Origin of the sequence: Streptomyces iconiensis, from assembly GCF_028657195.3 — a bacterium.
In the GTDB taxonomy this organism is placed as follows: Bacteria; Actinomycetota; Actinomycetes; order Streptomycetales; family Streptomycetaceae; genus Streptomyces; species Streptomyces iconiensis.
This window is the reverse complement of record NZ_JANCPR020000012.1, coordinates 81,490-100,248: the sequence shown is the minus strand read 5'-3', so window position 1 is coordinate 100,248 and position 18,759 is coordinate 81,490. Positions and strand designations below refer to the sequence as shown.

19 protein-coding genes are annotated in these 18,759 nt (G+C 69.5%); 14 read left to right on the top strand and 5 right to left on the bottom strand.

The window, feature by feature from the left end; all coding sequences use genetic code 11:
- Positions 1 to 15 precede the first annotated feature (15 nt).
- Positions 16 to 2,091 (bottom strand): transketolase, encoded by a 2,076-nt coding sequence (tkt, locus tag NMN56_RS14395; protein WP_274044691.1) that lies wholly within the window; start codon positions 2,089 to 2,091, stop codon positions 16 to 18.
- Positions 2,092 to 2,636: 545 nt separating this feature from the next.
- On the opposite strand from tkt, the gene NMN56_RS14390 reads away from it, so the two are divergent.
- Together NMN56_RS14390 and NMN56_RS14385 are read left to right on the top strand one after the other, a co-directional pair.
- Positions 2,637 to 3,581, top strand: a complete 945-nt coding sequence (locus NMN56_RS14390) for a heme o synthase (RefSeq protein WP_274044690.1) — start codon at positions 2,637 to 2,639, stop codon at positions 3,579 to 3,581.
- A gap of 216 nt (positions 3,582 to 3,797) precedes the next feature.
- The gene (locus NMN56_RS14385) at positions 3,798 to 4,919 is read left to right on the top strand and encodes an amidinotransferase (RefSeq protein ID WP_274044689.1); all 1,122 of its coding nucleotides are present in this window, start codon (positions 3,798 to 3,800) and stop codon (positions 4,917 to 4,919) included.
- 157 nt (positions 4,920 to 5,076) lie between these two features.
- Here NMN56_RS14385 and NMN56_RS14380 read toward each other — a convergent pair whose 3' ends face one another.
- Positions 5,077 to 5,415: a hypothetical protein gene (locus tag NMN56_RS14380; protein WP_274044688.1), complete on the bottom strand. Its 339-nt coding sequence runs from the start codon at positions 5,413 to 5,415 to the stop codon at positions 5,077 to 5,079.
- Positions 5,416 to 5,531: 116 nt separating this feature from the next.
- On the opposite strand from NMN56_RS14380, the gene NMN56_RS14375 reads away from it, so the two are divergent.
- Positions 5,532 to 6,734 (top strand): amidohydrolase, encoded by a 1,203-nt coding sequence (locus tag NMN56_RS14375; RefSeq protein ID WP_274044687.1) that lies wholly within the window; start codon positions 5,532 to 5,534, stop codon positions 6,732 to 6,734.
- Here NMN56_RS14375 and NMN56_RS14370 read toward each other — a convergent pair.
- From NMN56_RS14370 to NMN56_RS14360, 3 genes are all read right to left on the bottom strand, one after another.
- Positions 6,617 to 7,738, bottom strand: coding sequence for a COX15/CtaA family protein (locus tag NMN56_RS14370; protein WP_274044685.1), 1,122 nt, complete (start codon positions 7,736 to 7,738; stop codon positions 6,617 to 6,619). The two genes, NMN56_RS14375 and NMN56_RS14370, sit on opposite strands and share 118 nt — an antisense overlap.
- A 96-nt stretch (positions 7,739 to 7,834) precedes the next feature.
- Positions 7,835 to 8,605 carry an ABC transporter permease gene (locus NMN56_RS14365; protein ID WP_274044684.1) on the bottom strand — a complete coding sequence of 257 codons (771 nt, stop codon included), beginning with the start codon at positions 8,603 to 8,605 and terminating at the stop codon, positions 7,835 to 7,837.
- Positions 8,602 to 9,528: an ABC transporter ATP-binding protein gene (locus NMN56_RS14360; RefSeq protein WP_274044683.1), complete on the bottom strand. Its 927-nt coding sequence runs from the start codon at positions 9,526 to 9,528 to the stop codon at positions 8,602 to 8,604. Before NMN56_RS14360 ends, NMN56_RS14365 begins: the two co-directional genes overlap by 4 nt.
- Positions 9,529 to 9,777: 249 nt before the next feature.
- Here NMN56_RS14360 and NMN56_RS14355 point away from each other — a divergent pair, with 249 nt between their 5' ends.
- The 11 genes from NMN56_RS14355 (at position 9,778) to dapD (ending at position 18,719) form a co-directional block, all read left to right on the top strand.
- Positions 9,778 to 10,557, top strand: a complete 780-nt coding sequence (locus tag NMN56_RS14355) for a helix-turn-helix transcriptional regulator (protein WP_274044797.1) — start codon at positions 9,778 to 9,780, stop codon at positions 10,555 to 10,557.
- A complete protein-coding gene (gene sufB, locus NMN56_RS14350) occupies positions 10,554 to 11,975 on the top strand; it encodes a Fe-S cluster assembly protein SufB (RefSeq protein ID WP_274044682.1) in 1,422 nt (473 codons plus the stop codon). Before NMN56_RS14355 ends, sufB begins: the two co-directional genes overlap by 4 nt.
- A gap of 133 nt (positions 11,976 to 12,108) precedes the next feature.
- Complete coding sequence (gene sufD / locus NMN56_RS14345) at positions 12,109 to 13,290, top strand: Fe-S cluster assembly protein SufD (protein WP_274044681.1); 1,182 nt, start codon at positions 12,109 to 12,111, stop codon at positions 13,288 to 13,290.
- The gene (locus NMN56_RS14340) at positions 13,287 to 13,613 is read left to right on the top strand and encodes a non-heme iron oxygenase ferredoxin subunit (protein WP_274044680.1); all 327 of its coding nucleotides are present in this window, start codon (positions 13,287 to 13,289) and stop codon (positions 13,611 to 13,613) included. The genes sufD and NMN56_RS14340 overlap by 4 nt, the downstream gene beginning before the upstream one ends.
- A gap of 7 nt (positions 13,614 to 13,620) precedes the next feature.
- Complete coding sequence (gene sufC, locus NMN56_RS14335) at positions 13,621 to 14,385, top strand: Fe-S cluster assembly ATPase SufC (RefSeq protein WP_274044679.1); 765 nt, start codon at positions 13,621 to 13,623, stop codon at positions 14,383 to 14,385.
- On the top strand, positions 14,382 to 15,647 hold the full coding sequence (locus NMN56_RS14330; RefSeq protein ID WP_274044678.1) for a cysteine desulfurase: 1,266 nt from the start codon (positions 14,382 to 14,384) through the stop codon (positions 15,645 to 15,647). The genes sufC and NMN56_RS14330 overlap by 4 nt, the downstream gene beginning before the upstream one ends.
- A gap of 9 nt (positions 15,648 to 15,656) precedes the next feature.
- Positions 15,657 to 16,154 carry a Fe-S cluster assembly sulfur transfer protein SufU gene (gene sufU / locus NMN56_RS14325; RefSeq protein WP_274044677.1) on the top strand — a complete coding sequence of 166 codons (498 nt, stop codon included), beginning with the start codon at positions 15,657 to 15,659 and terminating at the stop codon, positions 16,152 to 16,154.
- Positions 16,151 to 16,480, top strand: a complete 330-nt coding sequence (locus NMN56_RS14320; protein WP_274044676.1) for a metal-sulfur cluster assembly factor — start codon at positions 16,151 to 16,153, stop codon at positions 16,478 to 16,480. The genes sufU and NMN56_RS14320 overlap by 4 nt, the downstream gene beginning before the upstream one ends.
- Before the next feature lie 188 nt (positions 16,481 to 16,668).
- A complete protein-coding gene (locus NMN56_RS14315) occupies positions 16,669 to 16,989 on the top strand; it encodes a DMT family transporter (RefSeq protein WP_274044675.1) in 321 nt (106 codons plus the stop codon).
- Positions 16,989 to 17,531 (top strand): TetR/AcrR family transcriptional regulator, encoded by a 543-nt coding sequence (locus NMN56_RS14310; protein WP_274044674.1) that lies wholly within the window; start codon positions 16,989 to 16,991, stop codon positions 17,529 to 17,531. Before NMN56_RS14315 ends, NMN56_RS14310 begins: the two co-directional genes overlap by 1 nt.
- Before the next feature lie 177 nt (positions 17,532 to 17,708).
- Positions 17,709 to 18,719 (top strand): 2,3,4,5-tetrahydropyridine-2,6-dicarboxylate N-succinyltransferase, encoded by a 1,011-nt coding sequence (gene dapD / locus NMN56_RS14305; protein WP_274044673.1) that lies wholly within the window; start codon positions 17,709 to 17,711, stop codon positions 18,717 to 18,719.
- The last annotated feature ends 40 nt before the right edge of the window (positions 18,720 to 18,759 follow it).

Below are 18,759 nucleotides of genomic sequence, written 5' to 3'. Positions count from 1 at the left end.
TTCCCGGCACCGATGTCACCGCGCTGCGGCTTCCAGGGACTCCTTGGCCGCCAGGTGCACGGCCTCGGCGGTGAGGCCGAACTCCCGGAAGAGGACCTTGCCGTCGGCCGAGGCGCCGAAGTGCTCCAGCGATACGATCCGGCCGGCCTCGCCCACGAACCGGTGCCAGGTCAGGCCGATACCGGCCTCGACAGCCACCCGCGCCCTGACGGCGGGCGGCAGCACGCTGTCGCGGTACGCCTGCTCCTGCTCCTCGAACCACTCGACGGACGGCATCGAGACGACCCGCGTGGGTACGCCCTGCTCCTGCAGCCGCTCACGCGCCTCGACGGCGAGCTGCACCTCGGAACCCGTGCCGATCAGGATCACCTGCGGGTGCCCGCCCTCGGCCTCGAACAGGACGTAACCGCCCTTCGCCGCCGCCTGGTTGGCCTCGTACGTCGGCACACCCTGGCGGGTGAGCGCGATGCCGTGCGGCGCCGGATTGGTCTCGTGGCGGCGCACGATCTCGCCCCAGGCGATCGCCGTCTCGTTGGCGTCGGCGGGGCGGACGATGTTCAGGCCCGGAATGGCGCGCAGCGCCGAGAGGTGCTCGACCGGCTGGTGCGTCGGGCCGTCCTCACCGAGGCCGATGGAGTCGTGCGTCCACACGTACGTCACGGGCGCCTTCATCAGAGCGGCGAGCCGCACGGCCGGGCGCATGTAGTCGGAGAACACCAGGAAGGTGCCGCCGTACACACGGGTGTTGCCGTGCAGCGCGATGCCGTTCATGGTCGAGCCCATGGCGTGCTCACGGATGCCGAAGTGCACCGTACGGCCGTACTTGTCGGCGTTCGGGAGCGGATTGCCCTCCGGGAGGAAGGAGGTGTCGGCGAACGTCGTGTTGTTCGAGCCCGCGAGGTCGGCCGAGCCGCCCCACAGCTCGGGAAGGACGGGGCCGAGCGCCTTGAGGACGCTGCCCGACGCCTTACGGGTCGCGACCGACTCGCCTGCGGGGAAGGCGGGAAGCGCCTTCTCCCAGCCCTCGGGCAGCTTGCCCGCCGCGATGCGGTCGAACTCGGCGGCGCGCTCCGGGTTGGCGGCGCGCCACTCGGCGAGCCGCTTGTCCCACTCCGCGTGCGCTGCACGGCCGCGGTCGCCGGCCTCGCGTACGTGGGAGAGGATCTCGTCCGAGATGAAGAAGTCCTTTTCCGGGTCGAAGCCCAGGATCTTCTTGGTCGCGGCGACCTCTTCGGCACCCAGTGCCGAGCCGTGCGCCGCCTCGGTGTCCTGCGCGTTGGGCGCGGGCCAGGCGATGATCGAGCGGGCCGCGATGAACGAGGGGCGTTCGGTCTCGGCCTGCGCGGCACGCAGCGCCGTGTAGAGCGCCTTGGGGTCCAGGTCGCCGTTCTCCAGCTGCTCGACACGCTGAACGTGCCAGCCGTACGCCTCGTAACGCTTGAGGGTGTCCTCGGAGATGGCGGTCTCGGTGTCGCCCTCGATGGAGATGTGGTTGTCGTCCCACAGCATCACGAGGTTGCCGAGCTTCTGGTGTCCCGCGAGCGACGACGCCTCGGAGGAGATGCCCTCCTCCAGGTCGCCGTCACCGGCGATGACCCAGATGGTGTGGTCGAACGGGGACTCGCCCTGCGGCGCCTCGGGGTCGAACAGGCCGCGCTCGTAACGCGCCGCCATCGCCATGCCCACGGCGTTGGCGACACCCTGGCCCAGCGGGCCCGTGGTCGTCTCGACCCCGACGGTGTGCCCGTACTCCGGGTGGCCCGGCGTGCGGCTGCCCCAGGTACGGAACGCCTTGAGGTCGTCCATCTCCAGGCCGTAGCCCGCGAGGAACAGCTGGATGTACTGCGTCAGGCTGGAGTGCCCGGCCGAGAGGACGAAGCGGTCGCGTCCCGCCCACTCGGGATCGGTCGGGTCGTGGCGCATCAGCTTCTGATAGAGCAGGTACGCGACGGGAGCGAGGCTCATGGCCGTTCCGGGATGGCCGTTGCCGACCTTCTGCACGGAATCCATGGCCAGGACTCTTACCGTGTCCACGGCCTGCTGATCCAGATCGGTCCACTCAAGATCTGTGGTGGTCGGCTTGCTGCTCACCCTGCGTCAGGGCTCCTCTCCACATGTTCGATGGCCGGTGCGTGTGCGCTCACCGGGCGGTGTCGAGCGTACCTCTGGTGGGACGTGCGGTTTTCGCGCGTTCACTGTCTGGCCGTCCCCGCCTGTCGGCCCTCTTTCGCGGCAACTAACGACTGATATGTGCTATTCCCTGCGAGCGCCCGCGGGGGACAGGGGACGGGTGTCCACCGGTGCGCACCTCCAGGCTGCCGCGTGTGCACCCGATCCGCCTCCCGAACACGGTGAGCGACCGCGAACATCCGCCGAATCCCTGTGCCGTGTCCCCTCCCCGCCCGGTCCCGGCCCCGTCCGGGCACCTTTCCGTGCCTCCGGCGCGCTCCCGCGCCGGCCGCGCGGGAGCGCGCCGACCAGCGGGGACCCGGGGACAACGGGGCCCAACACGAGCGACCCCCCATGACTGGCGATGTATCGCCAACGTCTAAAGTGGCGTGGTACGCGCGAGCTTGACCGGGCCTGCACAACTGGCCGCATGCCTGACGGCTCGCAGGTTCCTTAGGCGATCAGGGGTGTCCGTGACGGCCGTCGAATCCCGTCCTGCGGGGGCGCTGGACAACAGCAGCCACCGACCGTTCGGGGCCCGTGTGAAGGCGTTCATCGAACTGACCAAGCCACGGATCATCGAGCTGCTTCTCATGACCACGATCCCGGTCATGTTCCTGGCGGCGCAGGGTGTCCCCGACCTGAAGCTGGTGCTGATCACTTGCTTCAGCGGCTATCTGTCGGCCGGTGGCGCCAGCGCGCTGAACATGTACCTCGACCGGGACATCGACGCGCTGATGCACAGGACCGAGCGGCGACCGCTGGTCACCGGCATGGTCAGTCCGCGTGAGTGCCTCGTCTTCGGCATCAGCCTCGCCATCGTCTCCACCCTGCTGTTCGGCTTCCTCGTCAACTGGCTTTCCGCCGCACTGGCGTTGGGCGCGCTCCTCTTCTACGTCGTCGTCTACACGATGATCCTCAAGCGGCGCACGTCGCAGAACATCGTGTGGGGCGGCATCGCCGGCTGCATGCCCGTCTTCATCGGCTGGTCCTCGGTCACCAACGAGGTCAGCTGGGCCTCCGTGATCCTCTTCCTCGTCATGTTCTTCTGGACGCCGCCGCACTACTGGCCGCTGTCGATGAAGGTCAAGGAGGACTACCAGCGGGCCGGCGTGCCGATGCTCCCGGCCATCGCCAGCAACGTCACCGTCGCCACCCAGATCGTCGTCTACAGCTGGGCGATGGTCCTCGTCTCCCTGCTGCTGTGGCCGCTGGGTTACGTCGGCTGGTTCTACCCGGTGGTCGCTCTGATCGCGGGCGGCTGGTGGCTGTGGGAGGCGCACGCGCTGCGTGCCCGCGCCCGTGCCGGTCTGACGGGCGCGAAGCTCAAGGAGATGCGGCTCTTCCACTGGTCGATCACCTACGTGTCGCTGGTGTTCGTGGCCGTAGCCGTGGACCCGTTCCTGCGCTGAGCCCCGCTCCGCCGTCTCCGCACCAGCCGCGCACCGAGACCCGCCGCATACGAGAAAGGCCCCTTTCCTCCCCCGCCGAGCGGGAGGGAAGGGGCCCTTCCGCGCGATGGCCACGTCGTGAGAGGCCGCTCGCCCGCTACCGTCCGGCCCCTTACGTGCGCTTTGGGTAACGTATCGGGGGTCCCGAGTCACTCATTTCTGCGAGCGAAAGCGGTCATGTCCGCATCCCCTGATGAGAAGGCCAACGCCGCGGAACCTCTCGTTTCGCCGGTCAACTCCCACAACGAGTGGGATCCGCTGGAGGAGATCCTCGTCGGGCGTCTCGACGGCGCGCGGATTCCCTCCCACCATCCGGTCGTGGCCTGCAACATCCCACCGTGGGCTGCGCGCTTGCAGGGGCTTGCCGCAGGCTTCCGCTATCCGCGTGTGCTGATCGAGCGGGCGCAGCACGAACTCGATCAGTTCATCGCTCTCCTGCGCTCCCTCGGCATCACGGTCACGCGCCCGGACGTTGTCGACCACGGGCAGCACTTCGGTGCCCCCGACTGGTCGTCGCGCGGGTTCTGCAACACCTGTCCCCGCGACAGCATGCTCGTGATCGGCGACGAGATCATCGAGGCCCCGATGGCCTGGCCGTGCCGGTACTTCGAGACCCATTCCTACCGGGCGGTTCTCAAGGACTACTTCCGGCGCGGCGCCCGCTGGACGGCGGCGCCCAGACCGCAGCTCACCGACGCGCTGTTCGACCCGGACTACCGCGTCCCCGGGGCCGGCGAGCCCATGCGCTACATCCTCACCGAGTTCGAGCCGGTCTTCGACGCGGCCGATTTCGTACGCGCAGGACGCGACCTGTTCGTCACCCGGAGCAATGTCACCAACCGCATGGGCATCGACTGGTTGCGCCGCCATCTCGGCCCCGGCTACCGCATCCACGAGATCGAGAGCCGCTGCCGCACGCCCATGCACATCGACACGACGTTCCTCGTGCTCGCGCCGGGCAAGGCGCTGGTCAATCCCGAGTACATCGACGTGGACCGGCTGCCCGAGGTCCTGAACTCCTGGGACATCCTGGTCGCCCCCGAGCCCGATCCGGTGGAGGAGCGCCTGCTGAGGATCACGTCGATGTGCGGGAAGTGGCTCAGCATGAACATTCTCATGATCGACGACAAACGGGTGATCGCCGAGCGGCACCACACGAACATGCTGCGCGCGCTCGAAGGATGGGGCTTCGAGCCCATCCCGTGCGACCTGCTGCACTACGCGCCGTTCGGCGGCTCGTTCCACTGCGCGACGCTCGACATCCGCCGCCGCGGCACGCTCCAGTCGTACGTCGACTGATCAGGGCGGTGCGATCGCCGTGCGGGCGTGACCAGCCACCGGGGTGTGCCTCGCCCTGCTCGAAGAGGCTCCGGGCAGCCCGCAGCCCGCAGCCCGCAGCCCGCCAGGCACGGAGGGCAGAGGCACACCCTTCCCGCGCATGTTCCGCGAACGCGGCCTATGCGGCCTGCGCGGCCTGCGCGGCGTTGGCCGGGCCGCCGAGCTGGACGCCTGCCATCCGGTCCCACTCGTAGGGGCCGGTAAGGACCCGGTCCGCCATCTCGCCGTCGAAGTTCTCGCGCAGCGGGATGCCGGCGCGCTCCACGGCCTCGTCCGCGACCTCCTTGGACGGTGCCATCAGGTCGCCCCAGCCCCCGTCGGAGCCGACCAGGACGATACGGAAGCCGACCTGGCCCACGTAGGAGATCTGTCCCTCGGCGCTGCCGCCGTTCTTGCGCGCGAAGGTCTCGATCTGCCGGGCGAGCCGGGCCGCACGCTTGCTCGTGTCTGCTGCCATGGCGCTGATGCTACCGGCGGGTAAGCGTTCTGGCGACGGGCCCCCGCGATCTCCCGTCGACCGCCACCCGGGCCCCTTCCGGGCGTTAGACCCGGCAGGGGGAGAGGAGACAGCGCATGGCCGGTGACCCACGGGGAGCGCGCGCTCCGGTCCCGCTGGTCGACCAGCACGGACACGGGGTGCTCCACGCTGAACTGGGCCTCGGCACGTTCGAGACGCACCTGGCAGCCGCGCTCGGTGCCCGCCCGCCCGCGCACGGCACCTTCTACGACAGCGGCGCGGGGCTGGCGCTGCGCCGCTGGTGCCCTCCGCTCCTCGGTCTCGAACCGCACTGCGCGCCTGCCCGCTATCTCGCACGGCGCCGCGAACTCGGTGCGTACACCAGTGCCCGCGCGCTGCTGCGGGGGAGCGGTATCGGCTGCTTCCTGACGGAGAGCGCACCGCACGCGCCCGGCGCCTGCACACCCGGTCTCACCTCACCCGCCGAGCTGGCCACGCTCTGCGAGGCGTCCGTACGGGAGACGGTCGGGCTGGAGGTGCTCGCCGCGCAGATCGCGGACACCTCGGGGACCGTTCGCTCCTTCGTCACCAACACAGCCGAGGCGCTGCACGGGGCGGCATGCCGTGCCGCCGCCTTCGTGTGCGAGGCGGCCTTCCGCGAGCGCGAGCCGCCCGATCTGCGCGAGGTGCACAGGGCGGCCGACCGGTGGTTCAGGGCACGCGCGCCGCACCGGGCACGCGGCGGCGAGCCGATACGGGGGAGCGGGCTGGGCCGCGAGCCCGCGCTCGTCCGTCACCTGCTGTGGAGCGCGCTGGTGACCGGCCGACCGCTCCAGCTGCGCTGCGCCGACCCCGTACCGCTGGCCGGTTTCCTGCGCGAGGCCGCGGGGCCGCGCACCAGACTGGTGCTGCTGCCGGAGAACCCGCATCACGCCGCGGCGGCGCGGCTCGCCGCCGCCTTCCCCCACGTGTACGCGGACATCGGGCCCCGCCCGGCCGAGACGCTGGCCGAGGCACCCTTCGCGAAGCTCCTCTTCACGACCCGCGCCCGCGCCCTGCCCGAGCTGTACGTCGTGCGGGCGCGCGCGTTCACGGGCGCGCTGGAACGGTTGCTGGCCGAGTGGACAAGGGAGGGTGTGTGCTCCGGCGCCGACGCGGCCCGTATCGCCGGGTGCGTCGGGTACGCGAACGCGCGGCGCCTCTACCGGCTGGGCGCGGGGGAGGGGGCTTCCTCGCCGGGCGCGGGTGCTGACGGGCCGGACGAGGGGCCTTCGGGCGTGGGGCCTTCGGGTGTGGGTGCCGGCGTGGACGGGCCCTGAGCGGAGGCGGTCACCGGAACGGGTGCCTCCATAGGTTGCGGCAGGCCGCGTTCCCGCATCGAGAGCACGACGTGCAGCACCCCGGCCCACACCAGTGTCGAGCCCAACAGATGCAGCCCGACGAGGAGTTCGGGCATGTCCGTGAAGTACTGCACGTACCCGATCACGCCCTGCGAGAGCAGGACGAGGACGAAGGCACCCGTGACACGGCGCGGTCCGGCGGGAGCGTCCATGGCACGGAGGATGAACCACAGGGCCACGGCGAGTACGACAACGATCCAGGCGAAGGTCGCGTGCGTCTGCGCGGCGAGCTTCACCTCGACCGGCATGCGCGGCACCTCGCTGCTGTCACCCGCGTGCGGCCCGGCGCCCGTGACGACGGTGCCCGCCACCACGAGGCAGGCCGAGAAGAAGACGAGCGCCGCGCCGAGCTTCTTCACCGGCTTGCCGACCAGGGGGCGCGGCGGCGCGTCGCCCTCGCGCGTACGCAGCCAGGTGACCGTGGTGACGGTCAGCAGAGCGGTCGCGGCGATGAAGTGCCCCGCGACGGTGTACGGGTTCAGCTCCGTGAGGACCGTGACACCGCCGACGATGCCGTTGCTCATCACGAGCCAGAACTGTGCCCACGCCAGCTTGCTGAGCCCCTTGCGCGCGGGCTTGGCCGAGCGTACGGCGATGATCGTCCAGCCGACGGCGGCCGACAGCACCCAGGTGAGCATGCGGTTGCCGAACTCGATGGCGCCGTGGATGCCCATCTCGGAGGTGGCGGTGAGGCTCTCGCTGCTGCACTTGGGCCAGGTGTCACATCCGAGCCCTGACCCGGTGAGCCGCACGGCCCCGCCGGTCACCACGATGAAGACGCTCATCAGGAGCGCGGTGAAGGCAGCACGCTGGAGGGTGCGCTGCGTAGGGGTCCAGCGCGCGGCGATGTACGCGATGGGGTTGCGTACGAGTTCGAGCAGTTTCGGCACGGGGACATCGTAGGCCGACGCTTGTGCAAGCATTCACGAGGGGGCCCGATCCGCCCCGTTCGGGCCCCGGCGCGCATCGTCCGGGCCTGGCACGCACTACTCGCGTGCCGTTGCTCCCACTTGAAGCTGCTACTCCCATTTGAAGAAGCGCGCAGCCGCCGTCAGTCCCAGCACCGACCACACCGCGAGGATGCCGAGGTCGCCCCAGGGGAAGCCGGCGCCGTGCTGGAGCACGTCACGCAGGCCGTCGGAGAGCGCCGAGATCGGCAGCAGGTGCAGCACGCTCTGCGCCGCCCCGGGGAACTTGTCCAGGGGAACGATCACGCCGCCGCCGACCAGCAGCAGGATGAACACGAGGTTCGCGGCGGCCAGCGTCGCCTCGGCCTTGAGCGTCCCGGCCATCAGCAGCCCGAGCCCGGAGAACGTGGCCGTGCCCAGCAGGAGCAGCAGCGCAACCGTCGCCGGGTTCCCGTGCGGGGACCAGCCCAGAGCGAGCGCGACGACGGTCAGCAGGGCGACCTGGAGGACCTCGATCACCAGGACGGAGCACGTCTTCGCCGTCATCAGCCCCCACCGGGGAAGCGGCGAGGAACCGAGCCGCTTGAGCACCCCGTAGCGCCGTTCGAACCCCGTGGAGATGGCCTGCCCCGTGAACGCCGTCGAGAGCACGGCCAGCGCGAGGATGCCGGGCGCCAGGAAGTCCACCCGTGAGCCCGCGCCCGTGTCGACGATGTCGACGGCGCTGAAGAGCACCAGCAGCAGTGTGGGAATGACGACGGTGAGCAGCAGCTGCTCACCGTTGCGCAGCTGCGTCCTGGTCTCCAGCGCCGCCTGCGCCCGCACCATCCGCGACAGCGGCGCACCACCGGGCGCCGGTGCGTACGTACCCGTGGCACTCATGAGCGCAGCTCCTTCCCTGTGAGTTCCAAGAAGACGTCCTCCAGGGTGCGGCGTTCGACCGAGATGCGGTCGGGCATGACGCCGTTCTGTGCGCACCAGGAGGTGACGGTGGCGAGGAGCTGGGGGTTGACGGTGCCGGTCAGGCGGTAGCTGCCGGGGCTGAGTTCGACGGCGAGGGTGTCCGAAGGGAGCGCCTTCAGCAGGGACTTGAGGTCGAGCCCCGGGCGACCGCCGAAGCGCAGGGTGTTCTCGGCGCCGCCCTTGCACAGCACCTCGGGTGCGCCCTGCGCGATGACCTTTCCGCCGTCCACGATGGCCACGTCGTCGGACAGTTCCTCGGCCTCGTCCATGTGGTGCGTGGTCAGCAGCACCGTCACGCCGTCGGCGCGCAGGTCGCGCACCAGGTCCCAGGTGGCGTGCCGGGCCTGGGGGTCGAGGCCCGCGGTCGGCTCGTCGAGGAAGACCAGCTCGGGCCGGCCCACCAGGGCGAGCGCGAGCGCGAGCCGCTGCTGCTGGCCGCCGGACAGCCTGCGGTAGGGCGTACGTCCGCAGCCGCCCAGGCCGAGGCGCTCGATGAGCGCGGGCACGTCCAGCGGGTGCGCGTGGAGCGTCGCCATGTGGCGCAGCGTCTCCCCGACGCGCGCCGTGGGGTAGATCCCGCCGCTCTGGAGCATCACCCCGATACGGGGGCGCAGCTCCGCGCTCTGGGCGACGGGGTCGAGACCGAGGACGCGTACGGTGCCCGCGTCCGCGCGCCGGTAGCCCTCGCAGGTCTCGATGGTGGTGGTCTTACCCGCTCCATTGGGGCCGAGAAAGGCGGTGACGGTGCCGCGTGCGACGGTCAGGTCGAGCCCGTCCACCGCGGTCCTGCTTCCGTACCTCTTCACCAGCCCCGCGACTTCCACAGCCGCTGAACTTCGCATGGGGGAAGTCTAAGGAGCCGCGCCGGACCCCCTGCCCCGGGGCCCGCTCGCCTCCCTGGTGAGACCCGCTCGCACGGGCGCTGGAGCCCGCTCGCACGGACGGCGGGGTTCCGCGAGCACGGCCGGTAAGGGGCGCCTTACGTGACGTACCCCATCGACGCTGGTCACCGACCCCGCTTGCCGGGCTCCGATGAATTAAGCAACAATGGCGTTGTGAAAAACAGGGACGCAGCTCGGGAGGACCGCACGATGGCCGCACAGGTCACCGGCACACCGACCGCTGCGCAGGTCCCCGACGAACAGAACGGCACGAGGAACAAGGTCGTACGTTCCATTCTCGACCACGGCCCGTCCACGGCGGCCGAGCTGGCGCTCCGGCTGGAGCTGACGCAGGCAGCGGTGCGCCGCCACCTCGACGCGCTCGCGGCCGACGGCATCGTGGAGCCCCGTGACCAGCGGGTCTACGGCTCGCGTGGAAGGGGCAGGCCCGCCAAGGTCTTCGCCCTCACGGACTGCGGCAGGGACGCCTTCGACCAGGCATACGACCAGCTCGCGGCCGAAGCTCTCCACTGGATCGCCCAGACAGCGGGCGGCGGAGAGGTCGGAGAGGCGGCCGTTGCCGCCTTCGCGCGAGCGCGCATCACGGCACAGGCGGAGAAGTACCACGCGGCGCTGGAGAGCGTCCCTCCCGAGGAACGCACCAGCGCCCTTGCCGCGGCCCTGACAGAGGACGGGTACGCTGCCACCGCGCGCGGCGCACCGTCCTCGGCCGGGGAGCAGCTGTGCCAGCACCACTGCCCCGTCGCGCACACCGCTGAGAAGTTCCCGCAGCTGTGCGAGGCGGAGACCGAGGTCTTCTCCCAGCTGCTCGGCACCCACGTCCAGCGGCTGGCGACCATCGCGCACGGGGACGGGGTGTGCACCACGTTCATCCCTACGGCGCAGCCGAAGAAACCAGGGCGAACTGTGAAGAACAGCAACACCAGCAACGCCACCAATGTGAACGAGGCCGGGAGGAACCCCGCATGACCGCTCCTACGGAGACTGCTCACCCCGAGCTCGACGGGCTGGGCAAGTATGAGTACGGCTGGGCCGACTCCGACGCCGCCGGAGCCGCGGCCAAGCGCGGCCTCTCCGAGGATGTCGTGCGAGACATCTCGGGGAAGAAGAACGAGCCCGACTGGATGCTGAAGCTGCGGCTGAAGGGCCTCAAGCTCTTCCGCAAGAAGCCCATGCCGAACTGGGGCTCGGACCTGTCGGGCATCGACTTCGACAACATCAAGTACTTCGTCCGGTCCACCGAGAAGCAGGCCCAGTCCTGGGAGGACCTGCCCGAGGACATCAAGAACACGTACGACAGGCTCGGCATCCCCGAGGCGGAGAAGCAGCGCCTCGTCGCCGGTGTCGCCGCGCAGTACGAGTCCGAGGTCGTGTACCACCAGATCCGCGAGGACCTGGAGGAGAAGGGTGTCCTCTTCCTGGACACCGACACGGCGCTGCGTGAGCACCCGGAGCTGTTCCAGGAGCACTTCGGCACCGTCATCCCGGCCGGTGACAACAAGTTCGCCGCGCTCAACACCTCGGTGTGGTCGGGCGGTTCCTTCATCTACGTGCCGCCGGGCGTGCACGTCGACATCCCGCTCCAGGCGTACTTCCGGATCAACACCGAGAACATGGGCCAGTTCGAGCGGACGCTGATCATCGTCGACGAGGACGCCTACGTCCACTACGTCGAGGGCTGCACGGCGCCGATCTACGACTCGGACTCGCTGCACTCGGCCGTTGTCGAGATCATCGTGAAGAAGGGTGGCCGCTGCCGCTACACGACGATCCAGAACTGGTCGAACAACGTCTACAACCTGGTCACCAAGCGCGCCGTGGCCTACGAGGGCGCGACCATGGAGTGGGTCGACGGCAACCTCGGCTCCAAGGTCACGATGAAGTACCCGGCGGTCTACCTCATGGGTGAGCACGCCAAGGGCGAGACGCTCTCCGTCGCCTTCGCGGGCGAGGGCCAGCACCAGGACGCCGGCGCCAAGATGGTGCACATGGCGCCCCGTACGTCCTCGAACATCGTCTCCAAGTCGGTGGCGCGCGGCGGTGGCCGTACGTCCTACCGCGGTCTGATCGAGATCGGTGAGGGCGCCGAGGGCTCCAAGTCCAACGTGCTGTGCGACGCGCTGCTCGTGGACACGATCTCGCGTTCGGACACGTACCCGTACGTCGACGTCCGCGAGGACGACGTGACGATGGGCCACGAGGCGACCGTCTCCCGGGTGAGCGACGAGCAGCTCTTCTACCTCATGAGCCGCGGCCTGTCCGAGGACGAGGCGATGGCGATGATCGTGCGCGGCTTCGTCGAGCCGATCGCCAAGGAGCTGCCCATGGAGTACGCGCTGGAGCTGAACCGGCTGATCGAGTTGCAGATGGAAGGTGCGGTGGGCTAGCCGTTCCGGCTGGTACCGAACACTCCTTCCGAGGGCCGTGTGCATGCGGCCGAACCCTCGCCGCGGCGGCTGGTCGCCGCCGCGGCCGGGGAAAGATTTGGACTTGACCCAGAAAGCGAGCACTACGACAGCCATGGCTGAGGCCCAGAACCTTCCGGTTGGCTCGAACACCACCGGAGCGATCGCGGTGGCCGCTGAGTCCACCACCGCCACGAGGATGAGCGCACCGCCGTCCTTCGACGTGGCGGACTTCCCGGTACCGCACGGCCGCGAGGAGGAGTGGCGGTTCACTCCTCTCGACCGGCTCAAGGGCCTGCACGACGGCACGGCGCAGGCGACCGGCACGATCAAGACCGACGTGTCGGCGCCCGACGGCGTGACGGTGGAGTCCGTCCCCCGCGACGACGCGCGAATCGGGCGTGCCGGCAAGCCCATCGACAGGGTCGCGGCGCAGGCGTTCTCCTCGTTCGAGAAGGCCACCGTTGTCACGGTGCCCAAGGAGGCCGTGCTCACCGAGCCGGTCACGGTGCATCTGCACGGTGAGGGCGGCGTGACCTACGGGCACACCGTCTTCGACATCGGCGCCTTCGCCGAGGCCGTCATCGTCATCGACCACACAGGTGACGCCGTGCGCTCGGCCAACGTCGAGTTCGTGCTCGGTGACGGCGCCAAGGTGACCTTCGTGTCCGTGCAGGACTGGGACGACTCCGCCGTCCACTGTTCGCAGCACAACGCGCTGATCGGCCGGGACGCCACCTTCAAGTCGGTCGTCGTGACCTTCGGCGGCGGCGTCGTGCGCCTCAACCCGCGCGTCAACTACGCCGGGCCCGGTGGCGAGGCCGAGCTGTACGGGCTGTACTTCACCGACAGCGGCCAGCACCAGGAGCACCGCCTCATGGTGGACCACGACGCGCCCAACTGCCGCAGCAATGTGGCGTACAAGGGCGCGCTCCAGGGCGAGGACGCGCACGCGGTGTGGATCGGCGACGTGCTCATCCAGGCGGCGGCCACCGGTACGGACACCTACGAGCTGAACCGGAACCTCGTGCTCACCGACGGCGCGCGCGTCGACTCGGTGCCCAACCTGGAGATCGAGACCGGCGAGATCGTCGGCGCCGGGCACGCCTCGGCGACCGGCCGCTTCGACGACGAGCAGCTCTTCTACCTGATGGCGCGCGGCCTTCCGGAGAGCGAGGCACGCCGCATCGTCGTGCGCGGCTTCTTCGCCGAGCTGGTCCAGCAGATCGGGCTGCCCGAGCTGGAGGAGCGCCTCATCACCAAGATCGAGACCGAGCTGGCGGCGTCGGTCGCATGAGTGCCGAAGGTTTCGTACGCGCCGCGACGCTGAGCGACCTCGAAGAGGACGTTCCGCTGCGGGTGGAGCTGGCCGGTGTGCCGGTCTCCGTCGTCCGCACGGAGGACGGGGTGTTCGCGATCAACGACATCTGCTCGCACGCCAACGTCTCGCTCTCCGAGGGCGAGGTGGAGGACTGCACCATCGAGTGCTGGCTGCACGGCTCGCGCTTCGACCTGCGGACGGGCAAGCCTTCCGGACTGCCCGCCACCCGGCCCGTACCCGTATACCCCGTAAAGATCGAAGGGGACGATGTTCTCGTCTCCGTCACACAGGAGTCCTGAAGTCCCCATGGCAACGCTTGAGATCAACGACCTGCACGTCACCGTCGAGACCGACGGCGGCCCCACCGAAATCCTGCGCGGCGTCGACCTGACCGTGAAGCAGGGCGAAACGCACGCGATCATGGGCCCCAACGGCTCGGGCAAGTCCACGCTCGCCTACTCGCTCGCGGGTCACCCGAAGTACACCGTCACCGGCGGCTCCGTGAAGCTCGACGGCGAGGACGTCCTGGAGATGTCCGTCGACGAGCGCGCCCGCGCCGGCGTCTTCCTCGCCATGCAGTACCCGGTCGAGGTCCCCGGCGTCTCGGTCTCCAACTTCCTGCGTACGTCGGCCACCGCGATCCGTGGCGAGGCCCCGAAGCTGCGCACCTGGGTCAAGGAGGTCAGGGAGGCCATGGAGCGCCTCTCCATCGACCCGGCCTTCGCGGAGCGCAACGTGAACGAGGGCTTCTCCGGCGGTGAGAAGAAGCGCCACGAGATCCTCCAGCTGGAGCTGCTGAAGCCGCAGTTCGCGATCCTCGACGAGACCGACTCCGGCCTCGACGTCGACGCGCTGCGCGTGGTCTCCGAGGGCGTCAACCGGGTCCGTGAGGGCGGCGACGTCGGCACCCTGCTGATCACCCACTACACGCGCATCCTGCGGTACATCAAGCCCGACTTCGTCCACGTCTTCGCCAAGGGCCGCATCGCCGAGTCCGGCGGCGCCGAGCTGGCCGACAAGCTGGAGGAAGAGGGCTACGAGGAGTACGTGAAGGGTGGTGCCACTGCGTGACAGCCTCCCCTCAGCTCTCCGGTCTCCTCGACACGGACGCGATCCGCAAGGACTTCCCGATCCTGGACCGCCTGGTCCATGAAGAGCACAAGCTCGTCTACCTGGACAACGCGGCGACCTCGCAGAAGCCGACCCAGGTGCTCGACGCGCTCTCCGGCTACTACGAGCGGCACAACGCCAACGTCCACCGCGGCGTGCACGTACTCGCCGAGGAGGCCACGGCGCTGTACGAGGGCGCGCGCGACAAGGTCGCCGCGTTCATCAACGCGCCCAGCCGCGATGAGGTGATCTTCACCAAGAACGCCTCGGAATCGCTCAACCTCGTGGCCAACATGCTGGGTTGGGCCGACGAGCCCTACCGGGTCGAGCGTGACACCGAGATCGTCATCACGGAGATGGAGCACCACTCCAACATCGTTCCGTGGCAGCTGCTCTCGCAGCGCACCGGCGCGAAGCTGAAGTGGTTCGGGCTGACCGACGACGGCCGGCTCGACCTGACGGGCACCGAGCAGCTCATCACGGAGAAGACCAAGGTCGTCTCGCTGACGCTGGTCTCCAACATCATGGGCACGTTCAACCCGATCGAGTCGATCGTGCGCCGTGCGCAGGAGGTCGGGGCGCTCGTCGTCATCGACGCCTCGCAGGCGGCCCCGCACATGGCGCTGGACGTACAGGCGCTCCAGGCCGACTTCGTGGCCTTCACCGGGCACAAGATGTGCGGGCCCACCGGCATCGGCGTGCTGTGGGGACGGCAGGAGCTGCTCAACGACCTGCCGCCGTTCCTCGGCGGCGGCGAGATGATCGAGACCGTGACGATGAACTCGTCGACGTACGCTCCGGCGCCGCACAAGTTCGAGGCGGGCACCCCGCCGATCGCGCAGGCGGTCGGGCTCGGTGCGGCCGTCGACTATCTGACGGCGATCGGCATGGACCGTATCCAGGAGCACGAGCACGCGCTGACCGAGTACGCGGTGGGACGGCTCCAGGACATCCCGGGTCTGCGGATCATCGGCCCTCCCACGGCCGAGGACCGCGGAGCCACGATCTCTTTCACGCTCGGTGACATCCACCCCCACGACGTGGGGCAGGTCCTGGACGAGCAGGGCGTCGCGGTCCGCGTGGGACACCACTGCGCACGGCCCGTCTGCCTGCGGTACGGAATTCCCGCGACGACGCGAGCGTCGTTCTATCTGTACTCCACGCCCGCCGAGGTCGATGCCCTGGCGGATGGGCTGGAGCACGTACGGAACTTCTTCGCTTAGGGGCTGTCGGTGAAGCTGGACTCGATGTACCAGGAAGTGATCCTGGACCACTACAAACATCCGCACGGGCGCGGGCTGCGCGACGGCGATGCCGAGGTGCACCACGTCAACCCGACGTGTGGTGACGAGATCACCTTGCGTGTGCGGTACGAGGGCGACACGATCCGGGATGTGTCGTACGAGGGCCAGGGCTGCTCGATCAGCCAGGCCAGCGCCTCGGTGCTGAACGACCTGCTGGTCGGCAAGGAGCTGAGCGAGGCGCGGAAGATCCAGGAGAGCTTCCTGGAACTGATGCAGTCCCGGGGCCGGCTTGAGCCCGACGACACCATGGAAGACCTTCTGGAGGACGCCGTCGCGTTCGCCGGGGTCTCCAAGTACCCGGCACGGGTGAAGTGCGCCCTGCTGAGCTGGATGGCCTGGAAGGACGCTACGGCGCAGGCGTTCGGCGAGGCGGAGGCCGCGACGCAGGCACTGGGCGACCCGCCGACCAAGGAGACGACACCATGACCGAGACGAGCATCAAGCCCGCCAGCGAGGAAGAGGTCCGCGAGGCGCTGATGGATGTCGTCGACCCCGAGCTGGGTATCGACGTCGTCAATCTGGGCCTCATCTACGGGATCCACGTCGATGACGGGAACATCGCGACCATCGACATGACGCTCACCTCGGCGGCCTGTCCGCTGACCGACGTCATCGAGGACCAGGCCATGTCCGCGACCGAGGGCATCGTCAACGAACTCAAGATCAACTGGGTCTGGATGCCCCCGTGGGGCCCGGACAAGATCACCGACGACGGCCGCGAGCAGCTCAGGGCGCTGGGCTTCAACGTCTGAGCCGAGCGCGCGCCCCGTCGGCAAGACCGCTCGAAACAGTCATGCCCGCCAGCGATGCCGGCGGGCATGACTGTTTTCCGTCGCAGGACCCGGGGCGCCCCGCCCGTCGAGCCCGGCCGGCGGCTTCGGGCTCGTTGCGGGCAGGGATCTATGTACGGGCGTACGCAACGTTGTGTACGCTCGTACTCATGGTCTACGTAACGCTCGGAGGAGCGATTTTCGCCGAAATTCTGGCGACTACCTCGATGAAGTACAGCGACGGCTTCAGCAAGCTGTGGCCGTCGCTGTTCACGGCGGTGGGTTACGTGATCGCGTTCGTGCTGCTCGCGCATACGCTGAAGACCATGTCCGTCGGCACCGCCTACGCGATCTGGTCCGGGGCAGGGACGGCCGTGGTGGCGCTGATCGGGATGGTGTTCATCGGCGAGGCGGTCACCATGGCGAGGATCCTGGGCCTGCTCCTGGTGATCGCGGGGGTCGTGGTGCTGAACCTGGGAGGAGCGCATTGATGGCACGCCGGTACGACCCGGAGCGGCGGCAGCGGATCATCGACGCCGCGATCAGGCTCGTGGAGCTGAAGGGCATCGACGCCCTCAGCCACCGCACCGTGGCCGCTGAGGCAGATGTTCCGCTGGGTTCCACGACGTACCACTTCGCGAGCCTGGACGACCTGCTCGTCGCCGCGCTGGAACAGGTCAACTGCGAGCCGCAGACCGCCATCCAGTGCTGGAGCGACGGGCTGGAGGGCGAGGCGCCGCTGGTGGACGCGCTGACCCGGATCATGGAGGACTACGCGTCGGGCGACAGCGGACGCATCAGGCTGGAGTACGAGCTGTACCTCGCCGCGCTGCGCCGCCCGCTGCTCCAGCCGCTCGCGGCCGAGTGGATCGACGGCATGGTCACGCTGCTGTCCCGGCACACCGACGTCCGCACGGCGCGTGCGCTGGTCGGCCTGATCGACGGACTTCTGCTGCAGTTCCTGCTCACGGACCGGCCCTTCGACCGCGAGGAAGTGCGCTCGGCGCTCGCCCGGGCCATGGGCGAGCGCTGACGCCGTTCGCGGGGCACGGGGGCCGCCGGGGCCGGCGCGCTCACTGGGCACGGAACGGGGGCGCGTGGGGGCGCCGGCGCTGACGCGCTTGTCCGGCACGGAACGGGGGCGCGCGGGGCGGTTTCGCGGTGCGGGACCGGTTCGTCATCGCGGGGAAAATCCGGATAGCGTTCGAGCATGACCGATGCACCCACATCCCGTACCACCGGCGCCGTCGCCGCCGGGCTCGCCACCATCGCCGTCGGGGACTCCCCCCAGTCCGGGGGAGGCGTTGTCCTCGACACCTGGTTCCCCAACCCCGAACTCGTGGAGGACCCCGGCCCCGCGGGCACCGAGCGGCTGAGCGCCGAGCGCGCGGCCGAGCTGCTCGGTGAGACGGCGCCGCAGGCACTCGGTGCGGACCCGCGCCGCGGTGTCGAGGTCGTCGCCGTCCGCACGGTCATCGGGGCGCTGGACGACAAGCCGCTGGACGCGCACGACGTGTACCTCCGGCTGCATCTGCTCAGCAACCGCCTCGTCCGCCCGCACGGGCTGAGCCTGGAGGGCCAGTTCGCGTTCCTGGCGAACGTCGCCTGGACCAACCTCGGGCCCGTGCCCGTCGACTCCCTGGACAAGGTCCGCCTCGCCGCACGCGCGAGCGGCACCCACCTGAGCGTCACCAGCGTCGACAAGTTCCCGCGCATGACCGACTACGTCATGCCCAAGGGCGTGCGCATCGGCGACGCGGACCGCGTGCGCCTGGGCGCCCACCTCGCCGAGGGCACCACGGTCATGCACGAGGGCTTCTGCAACTTCAACGCCGGCACCCTGGGCACCTCCATGGTCGAGGGCCGTATCAGCGCGGGTGTCGTACTGGGCGACGGCACCGACCTCGGCGGCGGCGCCTCGATCATGGGCACCCTCTCCGGCGGCGGCAAGCAGACGATCGCCATCGGCGAGCGCTGCCTGATCGGCGCCGAGGCCGGTATCGGCATCTCGCTGGGCGACGACTGCGTGGTGGAGGCCGGGCTGTACGTCACGGCGGGCACCCGCGTCACGCTGCCCGACGGCAAGATCGCCAAGGCGCTGGACCTGTCAGGCGCCACCAACCTGCTCTTCCGCAGGAACTCCGTGACCGGCGCCGTCGAGGCCCTTCAGCGCAGCGGTTCCTGGGGCGGTCTCAACGCGGCACTGCACAGTCACAACTGAGTCCCGGCCCCCCACGACCGGCTCTCCGCGCATGCCCGTA

Bases quoted from the DNA above. Each gene is read 5' to 3' on its own strand.
- NMN56_RS14385 (WP_274044689.1), top strand. From the start codon at position 3,798: ATGTCCGCATCCCCTGATGAGAAGGCCAACGCCGCGGAACCTCTCGTT.
- NMN56_RS14380 (WP_274044688.1), bottom strand. From the start codon at position 5,415: ATGGCAGCAGACACGAGCAAGCGTGCGGCCCGGCTCGCCCGGCAGATC.
- NMN56_RS14375 (WP_274044687.1), top strand. From the start codon at position 5,532: ATGGCCGGTGACCCACGGGGAGCGCGCGCTCCGGTCCCGCTGGTCGAC.
- NMN56_RS14370 (WP_274044685.1), bottom strand. From the start codon at position 7,738: ATGCTTGCACAAGCGTCGGCCTACGATGTCCCCGTGCCGAAACTGCTC.
- NMN56_RS14365 (WP_274044684.1), bottom strand. From the start codon at position 8,605: ATGAGTGCCACGGGTACGTACGCACCGGCGCCCGGTGGTGCGCCGCTG.
- NMN56_RS14360 (WP_274044683.1), bottom strand. From the start codon at position 9,528: ATGCGAAGTTCAGCGGCTGTGGAAGTCGCGGGGCTGGTGAAGAGGTAC.
- NMN56_RS14355 (WP_274044797.1), top strand. From the start codon at position 9,778: ATGGCCGCACAGGTCACCGGCACACCGACCGCTGCGCAGGTCCCCGAC.
- sufB (WP_274044682.1), top strand. From the start codon at position 10,554: ATGACCGCTCCTACGGAGACTGCTCACCCCGAGCTCGACGGGCTGGGC.
- sufD (WP_274044681.1), top strand. From the start codon at position 12,109: ATGGCTGAGGCCCAGAACCTTCCGGTTGGCTCGAACACCACCGGAGCG.
- NMN56_RS14340 (WP_274044680.1), top strand. From the start codon at position 13,287: ATGAGTGCCGAAGGTTTCGTACGCGCCGCGACGCTGAGCGACCTCGAA.
- sufC (WP_274044679.1), top strand. From the start codon at position 13,621: ATGGCAACGCTTGAGATCAACGACCTGCACGTCACCGTCGAGACCGAC.
- NMN56_RS14320 (WP_274044676.1), top strand. From the start codon at position 16,151: ATGACCGAGACGAGCATCAAGCCCGCCAGCGAGGAAGAGGTCCGCGAG.
- NMN56_RS14315 (WP_274044675.1), top strand. From the start codon at position 16,669: ATGGTCTACGTAACGCTCGGAGGAGCGATTTTCGCCGAAATTCTGGCG.
- NMN56_RS14310 (WP_274044674.1), top strand. From the start codon at position 16,989: ATGGCACGCCGGTACGACCCGGAGCGGCGGCAGCGGATCATCGACGCC.
- dapD (WP_274044673.1), top strand. From the start codon at position 17,709: ATGACCGATGCACCCACATCCCGTACCACCGGCGCCGTCGCCGCCGGG.